At 64.6% G+C, this 1411-nt stretch carries 1 protein-coding gene and 1 pseudogene; both read right to left on the minus strand.

All coding sequences use genetic code 11. The annotated features are described in order from the left end of the window. Nucleotides 1–194 precede the first annotated feature (194 nt). Nucleotides 195–287 (minus strand): annotated as a pseudogene (locus tag DDF70_RS37775) (IS6 family transposase); the annotation flags it as partial. Between the two features lie 31 nt (nucleotides 288–318). Next, nucleotides 319–1353, minus strand: coding sequence for an IS630 family transposase (locus tag DDF70_RS36220; protein WP_114944487.1), 1035 nt, complete (start codon nucleotides 1351–1353; stop codon nucleotides 319–321). Nucleotides 1354–1411 lie beyond the last annotated feature (58 nt).

Below are 1411 nucleotides of genomic sequence, written 5' to 3' on the forward strand. Positions count from 1 at the left end.
TCAGCTGGGGTGCAGTCGAGCAACTCCACCATAGCCGGTCCTCCCAATGACCACCTCATCCCAACACCCGGTGCGTCAGCAAATTTCCACCACCAGCGCGGACTCTACCTCTTCAATTATCGACTGAGTAGATGAAGGGGGTTTGTCGCAAATCTGGAGCGAGGGCGAGAAGATGGCCCTGCCACGATACGGATTCAGATAGCGCGCAGATCGAATTGCTCCGCGAGTGAAGGCTGAGGATTCCAGGCATACTTCGCCTGTCCTTTGCGCATCAAGTGGATCATCTTATTGATCCGGCCCTCATTGTCTTGATGTTCATCATGCGGCGTAGCGGACTGGTTTGTGGCGAAAGTAGCTTCTGACGCGGGCAGGCAATTTGGACAGCCTACGCATGTAGCTGACGGTTGCCCGCTTGAGCTGCTGTTTGCTGCGCGCGGGCGCCTTGCGGGTGACAACCTGCTTCAGGTCGGCGTTCAGGCCCTCCTCCGGATTCAGCTCCGGGCTATAGGCGGGCAGATAGAAGACCTCGATCTTCGCCCGATGCGCGCTGAGCCAATCGCGAACCTGGGCGGCCCGGTGCACCTGCAGCCGGTCCAGGATCAGGAACACCTTGCGCTTAGCATCGCGGATCAGGCGGTGCAGGAAACGGATCAAGGTTGCGGCGTTCACCGCCGCGTCGACAATCATCCAGCGCACTGCGCCGCGATTGCTTACCGCCGCGATCAGGCTCAGTCCAGCACGCCGGTACCAGACCCGGACCACCGGCGTCCGGCCCCGAGGGGCATAGCCGCGGCCGCGCACGTCGTCCGCGCGCAGGCCGGTTTCATCGCCCCAGAAGATGGTGCCGCGCGCCTGCCGGGCCGCCGCGACGATCGCCGGATACTCTCGCCGCAGCCAGCGCCGCACTGCGGCCGGGTTCTGTTCGTAAGCACGCCGCAACGGCTTCTGCGCCGTGAAGCCCCAGCGCGCCAAGTATTTGCCCACAGTCCGCACGGCGAGCACGACCCCGCAGCGCTGCGCGATCACCGCGCCCACCGCTTCCCGGCTCCACAAGGCAAACGGCAGGTCCAGTTCGTCCGGGGTGTGCCGGCAGATCAGGCGCCGAACCTCGGCCTCCTGGGCCGCATTCAGCAGCCGCTGCTCATCCGGCTTGCGCCCGCGCGGCTGGCTCACCAGCCCCTGTGCGCCCTCCGTCGCGAACCGCTGGCAGATGTCGAACACCCCGGTTGGCGACAGCCCAACCTGAGCCGCGATCGCCCGGTAAGTCAGCCCGCGCTCCCGCAGCCCAATCACTTGACGCCGGCGCTCCTCTTGCGCCGCCGCCGGCAGCTTGCGCATGTCCACGTGCTTCATGCCGATCAATCTGGACCGATCTCGGCCTCCTTCAAGATAATGAGGGCCGGATCAATAA

It is taken from the genome of Microvirga calopogonii (assembly GCF_003347665.1).
Lineage (GTDB): Bacteria > Pseudomonadota > Alphaproteobacteria > Rhizobiales > Beijerinckiaceae > Microvirga > Microvirga calopogonii.